19 protein-coding genes and 1 pseudogene are annotated in these 13,255 nt (G+C 62.4%); 12 read left to right on the forward strand and 8 right to left on the reverse strand.

Features of this window, described 5'->3' with window-relative positions; translation table 11 throughout:
- Positions 1-232 precede the first annotated feature (232 nt).
- Positions 233-892 carry an HD domain-containing protein gene (locus KBZ33_RS19505; RefSeq protein ID WP_254955102.1) on the reverse strand — a complete coding sequence of 220 codons (660 nt, stop codon included), beginning with the start codon at positions 890-892 and terminating at the stop codon, positions 233-235.
- Between the two features lie 402 nt (positions 893-1,294).
- On the opposite strand from KBZ33_RS19505, the gene KBZ33_RS19510 reads away from it, so the two are divergent.
- From KBZ33_RS19510 to KBZ33_RS19520, 3 genes are all read left to right on the forward strand, one after another.
- The gene (locus tag KBZ33_RS19510) at positions 1,295-2,017 is read left to right on the forward strand and encodes a 1-acyl-sn-glycerol-3-phosphate acyltransferase (RefSeq protein ID WP_254955103.1); all 723 of its coding nucleotides are present in this window, start codon (positions 1,295-1,297) and stop codon (positions 2,015-2,017) included.
- Positions 2,018-2,033: 16 nt separating this feature from the next.
- On the forward strand, positions 2,034-2,819 hold the full coding sequence (locus tag KBZ33_RS19515) for an alpha/beta fold hydrolase (protein ID WP_254955104.1): 786 nt from the start codon (positions 2,034-2,036) through the stop codon (positions 2,817-2,819).
- Positions 2,820-3,313: 494 nt separating this feature from the next.
- Entirely contained in the window at positions 3,314-3,883 is a 570-nt protein-coding gene (locus KBZ33_RS19520; RefSeq protein WP_255011922.1) for a hypothetical protein, read from the forward strand.
- 28 nt (positions 3,884-3,911) lie between these two features.
- On the opposite strand, the gene KBZ33_RS19525 is transcribed toward KBZ33_RS19520, so the two are convergent.
- The 5 genes from KBZ33_RS19525 to KBZ33_RS19545 form a co-directional block, all read right to left on the reverse strand.
- A complete protein-coding gene (locus KBZ33_RS19525; protein WP_254955106.1) occupies positions 3,912-5,204 on the reverse strand; it encodes a glucose-1-phosphate adenylyltransferase in 1,293 nt (430 codons plus the stop codon).
- Positions 5,201-5,428: a DUF3136 domain-containing protein gene (locus KBZ33_RS19530; protein ID WP_254955107.1), complete on the reverse strand. Its 228-nt coding sequence runs from the start codon at positions 5,426-5,428 to the stop codon at positions 5,201-5,203. The genes KBZ33_RS19525 and KBZ33_RS19530 overlap by 4 nt, the downstream gene beginning before the upstream one ends.
- Before the next feature lie 79 nt (positions 5,429-5,507).
- Positions 5,508-6,371 (reverse strand): galactose mutarotase, encoded by an 864-nt coding sequence (locus KBZ33_RS19535; RefSeq protein WP_254955108.1) that lies wholly within the window; start codon positions 6,369-6,371, stop codon positions 5,508-5,510.
- 85 nt (positions 6,372-6,456) lie between these two features.
- Positions 6,457-7,152 (reverse strand): response regulator transcription factor, encoded by a 696-nt coding sequence (locus tag KBZ33_RS19540; protein ID WP_254955109.1) that lies wholly within the window; start codon positions 7,150-7,152, stop codon positions 6,457-6,459.
- A gap of 86 nt (positions 7,153-7,238) precedes the next feature.
- The gene (locus tag KBZ33_RS19545; protein WP_254955110.1) at positions 7,239-7,457 is read right to left on the reverse strand and encodes a CP12 domain-containing protein; all 219 of its coding nucleotides are present in this window, start codon (positions 7,455-7,457) and stop codon (positions 7,239-7,241) included.
- Between the two features lie 193 nt (positions 7,458-7,650).
- Here KBZ33_RS19545 and KBZ33_RS19550 point away from each other — a divergent pair, with 193 nt between their 5' ends.
- The 3 genes from KBZ33_RS19550 to KBZ33_RS19560 all read left to right on the forward strand — a co-directional run bounded on the left by KBZ33_RS19550 (position 7,651) and on the right by KBZ33_RS19560 (position 8,986).
- Complete coding sequence (locus tag KBZ33_RS19550; protein WP_254955111.1) at positions 7,651-8,040, forward strand: hypothetical protein; 390 nt, start codon at positions 7,651-7,653, stop codon at positions 8,038-8,040.
- Between the two features lie 107 nt (positions 8,041-8,147).
- Positions 8,148-8,393, forward strand: a complete 246-nt coding sequence (locus tag KBZ33_RS19555) for a DUF1830 domain-containing protein (RefSeq protein WP_254955112.1) — start codon at positions 8,148-8,150, stop codon at positions 8,391-8,393.
- Positions 8,394-8,686: 293 nt separating this feature from the next.
- On the forward strand, positions 8,687-8,986 hold the full coding sequence (locus KBZ33_RS19560) for a 2Fe-2S iron-sulfur cluster-binding protein (protein WP_254955113.1): 300 nt from the start codon (positions 8,687-8,689) through the stop codon (positions 8,984-8,986).
- 325 nt (positions 8,987-9,311) lie between these two features.
- On the opposite strand, the gene KBZ33_RS19565 is transcribed toward KBZ33_RS19560, so the two are convergent.
- Both KBZ33_RS19565 and KBZ33_RS19570 read right to left on the reverse strand, forming a co-directional pair.
- Positions 9,312-9,443: a Nif11 family protein gene (locus KBZ33_RS19565; RefSeq protein ID WP_254955114.1), complete on the reverse strand. Its 132-nt coding sequence runs from the start codon at positions 9,441-9,443 to the stop codon at positions 9,312-9,314.
- A 207-nt stretch (positions 9,444-9,650) separates the two neighbouring features.
- Positions 9,651-9,842: a hypothetical protein gene (locus tag KBZ33_RS19570; protein WP_254955115.1), complete on the reverse strand. Its 192-nt coding sequence runs from the start codon at positions 9,840-9,842 to the stop codon at positions 9,651-9,653.
- Positions 9,843-10,065: 223 nt separating this feature from the next.
- Here KBZ33_RS19570 and KBZ33_RS19575 point away from each other — a divergent pair, with 223 nt between their 5' ends.
- From KBZ33_RS19575 to KBZ33_RS19600, 6 genes and pseudogenes are all read left to right on the forward strand, one after another.
- On the forward strand, positions 10,066-10,575 hold the full coding sequence (locus KBZ33_RS19575) for a hypothetical protein (protein WP_254955116.1): 510 nt from the start codon (positions 10,066-10,068) through the stop codon (positions 10,573-10,575).
- Positions 10,568-11,722, forward strand: coding sequence for a LysM peptidoglycan-binding domain-containing protein (locus KBZ33_RS21695; protein ID WP_254955117.1), 1,155 nt, complete (start codon positions 10,568-10,570; stop codon positions 11,720-11,722). Before KBZ33_RS19575 ends, KBZ33_RS21695 begins: the two co-directional genes overlap by 8 nt.
- Before the next feature lie 93 nt (positions 11,723-11,815).
- On the forward strand, positions 11,816-12,106 hold the full coding sequence (locus tag KBZ33_RS21700) for a ribbon-helix-helix protein, CopG family (protein WP_254955118.1): 291 nt from the start codon (positions 11,816-11,818) through the stop codon (positions 12,104-12,106).
- Positions 12,103-12,531 (forward strand): PIN domain-containing protein, encoded by a 429-nt coding sequence (locus tag KBZ33_RS19590; protein WP_254955119.1) that lies wholly within the window; start codon positions 12,103-12,105, stop codon positions 12,529-12,531. Before KBZ33_RS21700 ends, KBZ33_RS19590 begins: the two co-directional genes overlap by 4 nt.
- Before the next feature lie 52 nt (positions 12,532-12,583).
- A pseudogene (locus KBZ33_RS19595) lies at positions 12,584-12,919 on the forward strand (transposase); the annotation flags it as partial.
- A gap of 79 nt (positions 12,920-12,998) precedes the next feature.
- Positions 12,999-13,255, forward strand: a 257-nt coding sequence (locus KBZ33_RS19600; protein ID WP_254955120.1) for a helix-turn-helix domain-containing protein, incomplete at its 3' end; no start/stop codon positions are given.

Raw genomic sequence — 13,255 nt, forward strand, 5'->3', positions numbered from 1 at the left:
AGAGAGGATCCCATGGTTCAAGCGATCTCGTCGATGGTCGAGATAGATTCTCCTGCTCTGCCGCCTCTTCGGCGGCTTTTTCATGTCCGTAGAGACCCTGGAAATTGCTGATTATTCGAGGTGCCCTGATGAAGGAGAACGGGACGTAGATAAGTCGGGACATCTGAACAGACCCATGGGTGACAGTTGGGGCCATCAATGCCCCACACCCCACCTCGGCAGTCCCTAGGCGTTATATGCCAACAGGATGGGTTTCAGGCCGCTCCAGGTAGGTGGCGACCCATTGTTCGGTATCTTGTCGCCGTGGCAAACGAGCCAGCAACTGCGGACAAGTCAGCATGTCGCGAACGGCATCTCCCAGCAGTTTGACGGAGCGACTGGCGGGCAGCAGGTCCTGGAGTTGCCTGTGGAGACTCCAGAAGTACCAAGCCGATCCATCAAATCCAGGAGGGAACCGGCTCCAGCTGGTTGGGTCGACGACGGCATCAAGGAAACGGTCGCGGCTGTTGTGGGCCTTATCCGCGGCGATGACGAGCAGGGAGGCGTCCGGGAGCTGTGGCAGCGTGGCGATGAAACATTGCTTGCGTTCGACCCACGGGGCCGCTGCTGCACCGCCGGGAACTTTGCCGGGGTCGGTGCAGTCACCCACGATGGTGGCCACACTGTCCCCAAACCGTTCCCGGATCGAGGCCTGGCTCTGGCCGGCATCCTCGATGCTGTCGTGGAGCAAGCCGGCGATGGCCTGATCTTCATTGCCACTGTCTTCCCACACCAGAGCGCTGACGCTGATCACATGGGAGAGAAAGGGCACAGCCTTGCCATGACGCGACTGATGCCGGTGCAACTGTTCCGCCCAGTTCAGGGCCTCTCCGTAACGGGAGGACGTTGTCATACTTCAACCTAAGCCGGAAACCCATGGGTGTGCACGGCCAGCACCTTGTTGCAACCGACAGGCCGGTCGCAACAGTGCGCTGCAGAGGTAGACCCCTGGCTTGTCAGCCTGGCCACTTCAGCGTCCAGCATCCAGGCGTCTCGGTGCCACCGCCCACTGGCCGCACTTTGCAGGCTCAAGGTTTAAAGTTGAAATAAGTTGTTGATCAGCCCGCCAGCTGCTGCCCTCGCGACATTCCGAAGAGACAAAGAAACTGGTGAAACGCCGTCATAAGTTATTCAGAACAGGTTGTTTTTGCCTGAGTTCTATGGGATCAAACAAACTCCATTCGTTAACACGGCTCGGATCAGAAGTTCTCACCAGGACAGGACATCAGTGAACTTTACCGCTCCCAGAACAGTCATGAGGCTGGATACCCCCTTGCAAGTATCACGCCGCTTGATCGGTGCCGTTGGCACGAAGGTGTCGCTGCATCACTGTGATCGGATTCCGACCACCAGCCGACTTCTGGTTGTCAGCAACCATCGCAGCCTGCTCGATGCTCCCTTGCTGATGACAGCCTTGAATCGTCCCATTCGGTTTGCCTGCCATCACTACATGAGTCGGGTTCCTCTATTACGAGACATGGTGTCAGCGATGGGAGCCTTCCCTCTCGATGCTCCCCAGGACAGACAGAAGCAGTTCTTCCAGCAGTCCGTTGAATTTTTAGAGTCAGGTCAGGCCGTAGGGATTTTCCCAGAAGGCGCGCAGCCAATGGTTCAAGTCAAGCCGGTGAATCAACTGAGCGCCTTCCATCGTGGTTTTGCCCATCTGGCTCTACGCGCGCAGGGTGATGACTTGGCCATCCTGCCCGTGGCGATCGCTTCAACCGATGAAGACAAGCACAACCTGGCTCCACTGAAGCTTTTCAGCCTGTTTGATCCGACAGAGCCACTGTTCAACTGCGGTGGCTGGCATTCCGCCATTGTCTATCGCCGCGTTCACCTTCTGTTTGGCTATCCTATTTGGATCGACGCGGTTCAAAGGCAGCATTACGGCGGCCGACGAGCAGGTCTGTTGGCGAAACAGCTCACCCAGTCGTGCTGGGATCAGATTGCTGGGCTGCTGCATCAAGGCTGTCACTAATTGATTTCCATTCTCCATGGCAAGTGCAACCAAGTCGCTAAGACTCCTATCCAGCAAAGTCTCCAAGCCCATCCTTCCTAAATTCATTTTTCTGCCAGGGATGGACGGGACTGGCGAGTTACTGCAGCCCCAATCGGCTGAGTTGAATTCAGCCTTTGACATCTGCAGCCTATCGATTCCCTCCGACGACTTATCAGGCTGGGACGAATTAACTGACAAGGTTGTTGCTCTGATCGCGGGAGAAAAGAAACACGCACCATCGCGCCCCATCTATCTTTGTGGCGAATCCTTTGGTGGTTGCCTGGCCTTAAGGCTGGCGGCGCACTTTCCACACCTTTGCGATCGTCTGATTCTGGTTAACCCAGCGTCTTCGGCGATCCGCCAACCCTTGATGGGCTGGGGAGCTTCCGTCACTCAACGATTGCCTGAATCTCTCTATCGCCTGTCCACTTTGGGGCTACTTCCATTTCTGATTGAACCTCAGCGAGTCACCGCTTCCCGCCAGCAGGCTTTGCTGAAGGCCATGCAGTCCGTGAGTCCATCCAGTGCTGCCTGGAGACTGTCATTACTCCGCCAATTCGTTCTGGAAGATCTGCCCCTCGGGCGCATCAAGCAACCTGTCTTGGTCTTGGCATCAGGCTCAGATCGACTCCTTCCTTCTGTGGCAGAAGCAAGCAGAATCGTCAAGTACCTACCCAACGCGCAGGCCATCCGCCTGCCAAGAAGTGGACATGCCTGCTTGCTGGAAACGGACGTCAAGTTGAACAGAATTCTCAAATCTCAGAATTTTGTCCCATCGTGAACATCTGAAGGCCCGGCGCCCCCCCTGGGAGGGGGCTCCCAGCGATTCTCCAGCTGGCAGCTACAGGGCAAGTTCAGCCATGGCACTCACAGCCACAGAGGCATGGCAGGGCTCAACGCTGGGGTGCCACTTGGCACAGGCATCACTGCAACACAGGGAAGCGCCGCTGCGGAAGGGGTCTCCGCTTGCACCAAGCAATGACAGCCTGGAGAGCATCGATGAATGCATGTAGCCCGGAAATAGCTATCTCAGCAACCAGGCCTGCATTCCATGATTACTGGCACAGTCTGCCATAATCGCGAAATCAGAGTTTATAGCATATCCACATCCATCGCGCACCGCAGCGAACCCATTAAATCTTCTGCCTGCTAATTCTGAGAGACAGCACTGGAGTGAGGTCGGTGATGAAGGTATGCCGACTCCTGCTTCGTTAATTTCGATAAACTTATTTTCTGCTACAGATTACTTTTCACGCAGTTCAACATACACATCTATTGATATCCCCCACGGACCCCCATCTGGTGATTCAGGGCCTCGAGCACGGCAATGCGGCTGTCGTGCCACAGCCCGTCGAAGTCATGGCGGCCCTGATGGCCGCCATGACCCTTACCATCAACGCCATCGGCAGTGTCACTTCGGCCGTGGCCCATCGCCTGGCGGTAGTGCCGGAGACCGAGCAGCTGCCAGGCGATTCGGCGGAGTCTTTCACTGACCCCACCAGCAACGCTGGGGTCTCGGCGGTGCGCAGCCTCGGCGACCAGCCCCGGGGGAAGATTTCATCGCCCTGCAGTGGCGGCTGCTGCGCCTGCGGGAGATCACCATGGGAGATCACCATCGCCCCAGGCGGCCACATCGGCCTGCACCGCCATTACAGCCGGCCCGGGGTTGCCTATCCGCTGGAGGGACGCCACACGGAACGCCAGGGGCCCGCCTACAGCCCAGTGGTGCTGCAAGCCAGGGAAGCGGCCTTTGAAACCACCGGCGTCACCGGCTGGTGGTGCAATGAAACCAGCAAACCGGTGCGGGCCCTCGTTGTCGACATCGTCGAGGCGTCAACGCCCTGAACAGGCTATCGATTTGAGCATGCAGGCCCTAAATGACCGTGCCATCGGCCACCGTCGTGTTCTTCTCGATCACCACAATGCCGCCGCGAATGGTGAATCCCAGTTCACTGCGGTCAGCCTCCTGCACCCGATCCTTGTTGATCACCTGCACGTTGGCGCCGATGCGCACATTCTTGTCGAGAATCGCTCCCTTCACCACGGATCCAGCCCCAATCCCGAGCGGCACGCCACCACGGGAGCGCACCAGAGCGCGCTCAGCCTCCGATTCATAAGCATCGGCCCCCATCACCAGCGTGTCCTCCAGGACGGCGCCCTCCTCCACCCGCAGGCGCAGGCCCAGCACGCAGTGCTCAATCACACAGCGATCGAGCAGGCATCCCTCGCTGAGCACAGAACGGTATAGGCGCGAATCACGGATCTGGCTGGGCGGCAGATAGCGCGACCGGGTGTAGATCGGGGCCTGCTCGTCGTAAAAGCTGAAGGCAGGCTGCTCATCGGCCAGGGCAAGGTTAGCGTCGTAGAAGGCCTTGATGGTGCCGATGTCTTCCCAGTAGGAATCAAACAAATAGCTCTGCAGCGGCAGGCCACTGGCCAGGGCGGCCGGAATGATGTCCTGGCCGAAGTCGGTGGCCTGCGGGTGACTGGCGAGCAGGTTGAACAGGGTGTCCCGCTCGAATACATAGATGCCCATCGAGGCCAGAAATGGGCGGCGCTCCGCTTTGCTGGCCGAAAGGCCCAGGGCCCCGGTGTCGACCCGCATTGCCTCGAGGGCCTCGCCCCTGGGCTTCTCGCGGAACTCCCTGATCCGCCCTGTGACATCGGTGCGCATCAAGCCAAAGCCTTCGGCCGCCGAGCTGTCCACCGGCAATGCCGCCACCGTCAGCGCGGCACCGCTGGCCCGATGGGCCGCCACGAAGGCCGCGTAATCCATCCGGTAGAGCTGATCACCGGAGAGGATCAGCACCTGATCCACATCCCAGGCCTCGAACAACTCGCGGTATTGGCGTACGGCGTCGGCGGTGCCCCTGAACCAACTTGGACTGTCGGGGGTCTGCTGGGCCGCCAGCACCTCCACGAAGCCGCTGCTGAAACCCGAGGAGAGGTTGTAGGTGAGGCTGAGGTGGCGGTTGAGCGATTGACTGTTGAACTGGGTGAGGGCGTAGATCTTGAGAATGCCGGAGTTGATGCAGTTGCTGATCGGGATGTCGATCAGTCGGTATTTGCCGCCCAGCGGCACCGCCGGTTTGGCCCGGGTGAGGGTGAGGGGCTGCAGCCGAGTGCCGGCACCGCCTCCGAGGATGATCGCCAGGACACGCTTCACGCGCTGAGTTCTCGCTTGAGGTGGAAGTAGAGGTGGTTGGGATCCTTATACTGCCGAGGCAGGCATTGATGCAGCTTCTCGAGGCGATGCCAGCAGACGCTCCGCTGGATCTGTTTGATGGTTTTCTCTTCCCGGATCAGGATGCGCAGGGCCTTGCAGTACAGGGGATAGCTGGCTTCGAGTTCGCCGATCGTGAGGGCAGTGGTGAAGGTTGCCTGGCTCATGGCAGCAACGTTTCGGACGCTCCGCATCCTTGATCAGCCGCCCGCTCGGGCGAAGCCCCCGCTTGGGGGCAATTGATCCTCAGGCACGCTGGGTCGCCGTGAAGAAATAGCGGGTGTGGAGCCTCGTGCTGGCGCCGGGGCTCAGTTCGAGTTTGCGGTCGCCGCTCAGCAGGGCTTGTCGCGGTCCGCTCCAGGGTTCCATGCACACCATCGCCCGCGGTGGCTCCGTCCAGAGCACCACCAGGTCAAGGGGGTGGCTCAGCTGCAGTTCGAGGCTGGTTCCGGCGGCTCCATCCACCAGCCGCACCGCACCCGTGGGCCGCACCAGCAGGTCGATACCGCTGGCCAGCCTCTCCATCTGATCCGCCGTGGACGCGTCCTCCATGGTGAGGTGGTTGAGGCACTGGGCCGGCAACCCCTCGAAGCGCACGCTCTCCAGGCTGGAGAGGTTGAAGTAGGGGTGCAAGCCAAAGCTGAAGGGCATCGCCTCGCTGCCGCGGTTTTCCACGGTGGTGCTGATCTCCAGCGCCCCGGGTGCCAGCCGCACCTCCATGCTGAGCAGGAAGCTGAACGGGTAGGACTTCAACGTCTCCTCCGTGTCGGCTAACTGCAGCTGCACGCCAGCTCCATCCGCCAGGGCTTCCAGGCGCCAGGGCAGCTGGCGTGCAAAGCCGTGCTGGCCGAGGTTGAACACACCCTGAGGCAGTGGCAGCCGGTTGTCCGGCAGGCCTCCGGTGATCGGGAACAGCACCGGGAAGCCTCCCCGCACCGATTGGGCTGGGTCGAGGAAGCGCTCGAGATCGAGGTAAACAACCTCGTGGCCAGCGCAACGCCAGCCGCTGATCAACCCACCGCGTTCGGGCACGACCCGCAGCAGATCACCGCTGACGGGATCGCTGAACTCCCAGTGGGGATAGGGCGTTTCCCGTTGAATCAGGGTCATGAAAGGGGCTTCCGGGCCGACATCTCCTTCAATCTGCTGCAACCAGCCTGGAAGGGATGCCCCCATTCGGGAACAGTGGCTCCGCTCAGATCTGAACCATGCCGCAGCGCATTCCCTTCAGAACGGCCTGCAGCCGGTTGTGCACGTTGAGGGTTTGCAGGAGCCTCTTGGTGTAAGTGTGGGCGGTTTCATCACTCACCACAAGACGCTTGGCGATTTCCCGGTCGCTGAGGCCACTGGCGAGCAGGTCGAGAACTTCATATTCGCGGGGGGTGAGCCTGGGACAGCTCAGGTAGGGCAGGATGCCCGTCCGCAGCGAGGAGCTGCGGTAGGAGTGCCCGCCAAGCACGGCCATCACGGCGGCCTGCAGTGGCTGCTGATCGTCCACAAAGTCCGCCTCGGCGACAACGGCTTCCAGCCACGGTGCCTCGATGCACTCGGCAGGAATCACATCCCCGAGCGCCAGGATCACGGCGTGGAGCTTCGGATGACGCTGGCGGGACTCACGCACCAGATCGAACCCGTTGCCGCTTTCCAGGTAATCGGTGCAGACCAGGAGCTGGTAGGGATCGTCGGCTTCCGCAGCCAGATACTTGAGGCAGGCCTCCTGATCGGTGACGGTACAGGTGATGCGGGAATACTCCCCGAAGGTCCGGCACAGGGCCCGCAGCAGAAAGCGGCCTTTCGCCGCAACGGCGACGCGGCCGGGAATCACGATCGATTCCAGGCCTTCTTCATGGGTCCCCTTGTCGGCAGTGGCCAGGAAGGGCGTGAGATCCATGCTCCGGCGGTTGCCTCTGGCTGGGAAGCGAAGTGAGCCAGGTGCAACCCTAGGGGCGTAGAGGCCTGCTATGGACCGATCCCGGCTCAGTCGTCGTAGACGCGGCAGTTGACGTCGGAGGGGTTGAGGTCACAGAACACCTCGAAGGGAGAGGGGGCCTCGGCCTCTTCGGGATGGCGCTGCTGGAACTCCTCCAGTTCCTTGATCTGCTTCTCGATCTTGCTGGCGATCGCTTGCTCACCTTTGGCCTGGGCCTCGGTGAGGGCGGAGCGATAGGTCTGGAGCTGGTCTCCGATGGTGGCCATAGCACACGGCCCCAGCGGGGCCCGAATTGGCCTGGTGAATGTAACCCTGCCGGATCCCTGGACGGGACACCCGACCCGCCGATCGCTGGGCAACGTCTGCGGTGATTCAGGTACTTCTGCTCATTCTGCGGGGCACCTTCGTGACGGCGTCCGTTGATCCGGCAGGGTGGTGCGGCCTCGCAGGATCGATTCCATGGCCGATGCTCCCTATCTCGTTGCCCTGGCCCTGGTGGAGTTTGCTGGCAAGCGCGCGCTGCCGCTCACCGGTAAATCCCAGTCCGCAGCCGCTGCCGATGCCGCCGATCCCGGCGATGACGGTCGCACCCTGGCGTTGGAACTGCTGCTGCGCCTGTGGCAGCGCAGCGAGGAGGGCCCTCTGCAACGGGCCGCTGGGGAGGCCAGCCTGCTGCTGGTGGAACTTCCGCTGGAGCTGATGAGCGAACAGCTGCCCCTGCTCAAGGCGAACTGGATCTCTGGTGGTGAGACGGCGGCGTTGCTCAGCAGCCTGGAGGGTCTGGCGATCAGGGCCTGGCGGATCACGATCGCCAAGTACGAGCCGGTCAGCTTCATCGCCTGGCCCTGATCGTCCGTTGGCCGTGCCCCCATCTGGGGACAATCGGCGCCTGGGTTCGATTCGTCACAGTTTGTTGGACAGCCTGAGCGAAAGTGTGAACACCACTGCTGCAACCCATGACAACGGGCACTTGCGTCTATCGCAACACCAGCAGCCAGATGGTGATCCTGCGTTGTGTCGGTCCGGAGGCTTTCTTCCAGGAGAAGGTGGTCTTTCCGTTCGAGGATTGGCTGTTTCGCTGTCCGCCCCACAGCCGCGTCGACATCTGGACCCATGGCCTCACGGGGGCGGAGCCACTCGATTCGATCAATGCGGAAGACTTGCTGCTGCCAGCCGAGGTTGGGACCCCCGGAGGGGGCTGACGCAGGAGAACCGTGAGGGCGAGCAGGTTGTCCGAGCTGTTGGGGCTCAGACCCTGCCCGAGTCGAACACCGCGGCCAGCAACAAGGCCGCCAACACAAGCTGGCTCAGCATCGTCTCCATTGGCCTGAATGAATCCCTTTTCAGGCCTCACTCTCTGCCGACAGCCCTGGCGACGGCGGTCCCCAGGCGGCGGCAAAGCCTCCCCGGGTGGGGACTGGGCCTCCGGCACCCCGACCCAGCAGGCTGAGCAGCGAACCGGTCCAAGCTGGACCTCCTTGCCCGCCCTGCTGCCATGGCCACCTACAAAGTCACCCTCGTCAATGCCAACGAGGGTTTGAACCGCACCATCGACTGCGCCGATGACCAGTCGATCTACGATGCGGCGGCGGATCAGGACCTCGATCTGCCGGTATCCTGCCGCGCTGGTTCCTGTTCGTCGTGCGCCGTCAAGTTGATCAGTGGCACTGTGAACCAGGAGGATCAAGCCTTCCTGGATGAGGACCAGATCGCGGCCGGGTTCGTGCTCACCTGCGTGGCCTTCCCCACATCGGATTGCACCATCGAAACCCATGCCGAGGAAGCCCTCTATTGAGGCGCCGCCTAACCAGCAGCAGCCAAGGCGTGAATAGCAGCGGTGCTGCACAGATGGGTGCCATCGGCTTTCCACTGACGAGCACGCAGCAGCTGGCTGAATACATCCCTGCCAACACTCACGCGCTCATGCATGGCCCTGGGATGGGAGGGGAGTGCAGGCTGCCGTGGGAAATGACTGATCCCACGGAGGAAGCAGCCACGAGGACGCTTGTTTGAACTGGAGCGATCCCCGCGGATTGGGACGATCGTGCCGCCTCAGCCGCGCCAGGTGGGCAGGTCGCCACTGACCAGGGTGCCACGATGACGCCAGCCTCCGGAGTCAGCTACACGCCGTGCTCGACGGCAAGCCGCGCCGCAGCCTCGGTGGAGGATCTGGCGCGCAGGTCCCGCGCAAAGGCGGGGTCGTGCTGGAGCAACTCCTTCAGCTGCTGCAGGGCTGCCGCGGATGGATTCATGGCTTCGGGGACCGGCAGATCGCAGCTGGGCAAGGCGCCTCCTTCCCAGAGTGCCGCTCTAGGAACGACGGTCTGGAACTGGCTCAGTTGTAGTCGCCGGAGTCTTGGTCGCCCTGAGCCCCGCGATCTGGGCCACAGCGTCGGCGGTTGCAGCAGCCATCACCGCTTGGCGCTGGGCGTCATTATGCATTCTGCCCAGAAAGGCCTTCAACTGATCGAGGGACAGGGTTCGCGATCCAGGGTGCCCTGGCGCAGGGCGGCCACATCCTCATCCACCTGGGCCAGACGCTCCATCACCAGGTCCAGGTCCAGTGCCGTGAGCTCGCCATCGACACCCCATTTCAGGCAGGTACGCCCAAGACAATTGCTGGTGTTGATGGTGATGGTGGGGTCCGCCATGGCGAGACGTCTTCCGTTCGATGGCCCCAGTGTCGGGCGCATGGGTCTGGCTCTGATGCCCCCATCAGGGGGTAATCACCGATGGTTGCCCGTGGCAGGCCTGGCTAGCACCATCAACGGTTTCCGATGCCGAGCTGCGCCACCAGCTGGATCTGGCCGCCATGCCCGGTGTTGTCCACCCCGCTGGTGATGGCAGCGGTGACACCATCGATGTCCCTGAGCCATGAGCCAGAACCCCTACGCCTGGCGTCCCTCCGACCTGGAGGCCATCCGGGTCACGCTCCGCATCCCCGTCAGCCCGGCCTCGATCGCTGCGATCAACGAGGAAATGGCCGCCCTTGAGCGCACCTATCCCGACGCCATCCCGGCGGCCAAGGCCCACCTCGATGCGATCGCCGTGCTCGACACCCCGCCTGCTTCTGGGCCTGGCCTGCCCACACCGGCGGCGCCGGTGCTCCGCAAGCGCACCCGCAAGGGTGCAGCCGGGCCCGTGCCGGCTGAGCTGCCCAGAAGCAAGCTCGACGTGATCGAGTTCGCCACCGAACTGCTGATGGAAGAAGTCAGCGAGGAATTTGTCATCCCCAGCGACCCATCCGCGGCGGCGTTCGCAGCCCTCGCCCACCAACGCCGCCACCACGTCGCCTCGCTGCTGCTGATCCTGCCGCGGCTCGAGAACTGGATCCACCAGCCGCGCCATCGCGGAACATTCTCTGGCCAGATGCTGCGTGGTTGAGCCGACCCCGCTGCAGTGCGAGGCTTCCGTCCGGCTGCTGCTGCCGCTGCTGCAGCACCCGCGGGCCAAGGCGCCGGTGATCCTCGCCTGGCATGTCCTGGAGGCCTTCATCAAGCAGCGCAAGCTGCTCACCAGCCGCGACGGCGGCCCCGGCCAGGACAGCGGCGATGTGCTCTGCACCGGGTTCATCACCCGCGGCGCCGAGCTGCCGCCGATCCTCTCTGGCCCCTGGGACTGGCTGGCTTCCGACCTTGCCTGGCAGACCAACGCGCTGCGGCCCGTGCACCAGCCGGCGCCGTTGCTGCTGCCGGATCCGCCCAACCCTGGCGTCCCGCCCTCACCAGGCAACACCTGGACCCCACGGCCTCGTGTGCTGCAGCCCCCTGTCGAGCAGGGTGTGGCCTGGCTGGGGGATCTCGATGCTCTCCAGTCGCCCGGTGTGCTGCCGCCCCAGCCCCGCGCCCAGCTGGCGGGCTGCTCCCTGCTCACGGCCGGCTTTCCCTTCGGGGAGGGGGGCATCGGCCGGCTGGTGCAGAGCCAGTTGGGAGAGGCGATCGAGTTCGTGCTCAAGCCCCAGCGGGTGATCGTCATCGAGCCCGGCGACAGCCTGCGGGTCCTGGCCGAGCGCTACGGCACCACCGTCCAGACCCTGCGCAGCATCAACCCTTCCCTGCTCTCCCTTGACACGGTGCCCACCGCAGCGGGTGACACCTTGCTCAGCCTCGCCGGCCAGTACGGCACGACCGTCGAGTGGCTGATGGCCAACAACTCGACCCTGGAGCGCTGGGGCGGCCACACCGTGGCCAGCGGCGACAGCCTCAAATCCCTCGCCGAGCTGTACTTCACCACTTCAGACACCCTGCGGCTTTACAACCAGCCGACCTACGACCTTTTCAAGCGCTCGCAGCCTCTGCCCGTTGGTGCACACCTGGTGGTGCCGCTGGTGCGGCCCTCAACGCCCCTGGACCCAGGCCAGAACCTGCTGGTACCGCTCTATCGGCCTGGGAGCCTGCTGCCCTTCGACAGCTGGATCCACCTGCCCAAAGCGCGCCGCACCGCGGCGGACCCGGACGACCGCAGTTACCTCGATGCGCCGGAGCCCGAGCCAGAGCCAGAGCCGGAGCCGACACCTGAACCGGCGCCATGATCCTCAGGCGCAACGGACAGGCCATGGGACTGAACCGAAGCCAGCGCCCTGCCAATTCCTTGTATTATCTGTGTATTACACGTGACAAGAACGGTGCGGACCATCTCAGTGCGCCTCGATGACGCCAGCGAAGCCAGGCTGGACAGCCTCTGCCAGGCCCTCGGCGTCAGCCAGACCGAGGTGGTCAAAGCCGGCCTTGAGTTGCTGCAGCGTCAATCCGCCAGCCCCGCAGCCCTGGCCGAGCGTCTGGGTTTGATCGGCTGCTTCTCCAGTGGCGAACCAGGCACTGGCCCCACCAACCATGGGCGGAACCACTCGGCGGTTCTGCGCCAGAAACTGGGCCGGCAACAGCAGCAGCAACGGCGTATCGCGCCGGAAGCGTGAGCAGCTCCAGCTTTCGCGGCGCCACCCTCGTCGATACCGGCCCCCTCGTCGCTTGGTTTGATCGCAGTGACCAGGACCATGGCGCCTGTGCCACGTTCTTTCTGGAGCACACCGGGGCCTTTGTTTCCACCTGGCCGGTTCTCACAGAGGTCTGCCATCTGATCCCGGCGGATGTGGCCCCACGCTTTCTCAGCTGGGTTGCGCTCGGTGGTCTGAGCGTTGCTGACCTGACTGGCTCCGCCCTGGAAGTGATGGCCAGCTGGATGCGGCAGTACGGCGATCTGCCGATGGATCTGGCCGATGCTTCGCTGCTCTGGTTGGCCCATGAGCATGGGTTGCGCCGCATCGCCACGCTCGACCGCCGTGATTTCGGCGTCTATCCACTGCCTGGCGGCGAAGGCCTCGAAAACCTGCTCCAGGCCTGAAAGCGTCGTTGCTGCCGCCTTGCTCAAGCCGCTGGCCATCGCAGCGGAATCATCAGTGGCAATAGGATGTGAAGTGATCTCGGATGGGCTGGCCTGCTTTCGCACTGTGACAGAAGTCGGTTGCCTGTGCATAAAGCTGTGGTCGTGAAATGACGCCATCCCAATGAACTGCCGGTATTTCCGCTGGATCAACACGGTCCTCAACTTGAAAACGAGCTTCAGCGGCACCTTCCATGCCCTGAAATTCGATAAGTACGCTGATCGCTACCTGGGTGCCTTCAATTACCGCTTCAACCGGCGCTTCAACTTGGCAACAATGACTGAGCGAGTGGTTCATGCCATTTGCAGCTGCGACGCTCGGCCGGAACGCATCTTGAGGAGTGCGGAGCTAGTGCGCTGTCCCGCAATTAGTTGCTATAATATGAGGCGTAATCGAGCTGTGCGACTCAATGCCTATCGGAAGACCGATGCCGCCCTTGAAGCTTTCCGAGGAAGAGCTTCGTCAGCTGCAGAATATCGCCAATTCACGCTCAATGCCACACTCAATCGTGCAGCGAGCACAGATCGTGCTTGCATGTGGCGCCGGTGAATCCAACACCGCCATCGCCAAGCGGATGGGTCTGACGGGGATGACGGTCGGGAAGTGGAGAAAGCGCTATCGAGAGTTCGGCATCGAAGGCCTTCACGATGAACTTCGTCCCGGCCGCCCTCGTACCTATGAGGA

Source organism: Cyanobium sp. Cruz-8D1 (genome assembly GCF_024345975.1).
In the GTDB taxonomy this organism is placed as follows: domain Bacteria; phylum Cyanobacteriota; class Cyanobacteriia; order PCC-6307; family Cyanobiaceae; genus Cyanobium.